Annotated in this window: 2 protein-coding genes and 1 pseudogene; 1 reads left to right on the top strand and 2 read right to left on the bottom strand. The window is 43.2% G+C overall.

Translation table 11 applies throughout. The features are described from left to right. Both AB5935_RS27460 and dut read right to left on the bottom strand, forming a co-directional pair. The coding region (locus tag AB5935_RS27460) for a tetratricopeptide repeat protein (RefSeq protein ID WP_368328034.1) at positions 1-429 on the bottom strand (429 nt) is incomplete at its 3' end. Positions 430-453: 24 nt separating this feature from the next. Further along, a complete protein-coding gene (gene dut, locus AB5935_RS27455; protein WP_004324398.1) occupies positions 454-885 on the bottom strand; it encodes a dUTP diphosphatase in 432 nt (143 codons plus the stop codon). A gap of 61 nt (positions 886-946) precedes the next feature. Between dut and AB5935_RS27450 the strand changes: the two are divergent. After that, positions 947-1,133, top strand: a pseudogene (locus AB5935_RS27450) (hypothetical protein); the annotation flags it as partial.

The raw sequence follows: 1,133 nt of genomic DNA, 5'->3' as shown, positions 1-1,133 counted from the left end.
AAGAAAAGCCGCAGCCTTATCCAATTCATTTTGTTGCTGGTACAAACTGACCAATCCCTGACTATACCAATAGTTATCAGGCGCAAAAGCCACTGCCTGCTCCAAAGCAACCTGACCTTGCGGCACCTGGCGAAGGAACATATAATATTGCGATATTTCATAAAGCGCAGAAGAAGCAGTGGGGTTGATATCCAGACAATGCTGTAGCAATCCAAATGCCGCATCATACTCATTCTTTCCTTTCATCCGCATGGCTTCCAAGAAGAAGTAGTCATATTTACGCTGTTGTTCAGCAGAAAGCAATGTTTCCTTCATTAAAGAAGCTCCATCTGCTTTCGCTGTTGTTTTTGCTGTACGCACAGACCGGATTCCCCCACATGAAGTGAGCATCAATACCGTCACGAACAGCCATCCTATTTTTATCTTCATTCTATTTTCTCCATTAAGCATTCATCATACTCCGGTATGTCCGAAACCACCGGCTCCCCGTTCTGTTTCATCCAGCACCTCCACTTCCTGCCATACAGGCTGTTCGTGCTTTGCTATCACCATCTGCGCGATACGTTCACCGTCTTCAATCACAAACGTTTCAGAGGAGAGATTGACTAAAATGATACAAACTTCCCCACGATAATCCGCATCAATCGTACCCGGAGAATTGAGCACCGTAATTCCTTTCTTGATCGCCAGTCCGCTACGTGGACGAACTTGTGCCTCAAATCCCTTCGGCAAGGCAATATATAGTCCTGTCGGCACCAGACAACGTTGCAACGGTTCCAGTGTGATAGGTTCAGAAAGATTAGCACGGATATCCATTCCTGCGGACAATTCAGTGGCATAAGCCGGAAGCGGATGCTTCGATTTATTGATAACTTGAATATTCATAAATGCATGTTTACTATTTAACGGGCGAAAATACACATTTTGAACTGAAAAATAGTTAAGTTTGCAGTTAAATAATGTACCTGTAGCCAATTTGCGAATGGTAAACACTAAAATTATAGATAAAATGATGAATTGGAACCAATTAATATCAGCGAAACGTTTCGGAATGGAAGAATTCCATGAGGAACGACAGGAAAACCGATCCGAATTCCAACGGGACTATGACCGTCTTATTTTTTCGGCTCCTT

Source organism: Phocaeicola sp. RTP21198st1_B8_RTP21198_201120 (assembly GCF_040929485.1).
GTDB lineage: Bacteria > Bacteroidota > Bacteroidia > Bacteroidales > Bacteroidaceae > Phocaeicola > Phocaeicola dorei.
This window is presented reverse-complemented; position numbering and strand designations above follow the sequence as displayed.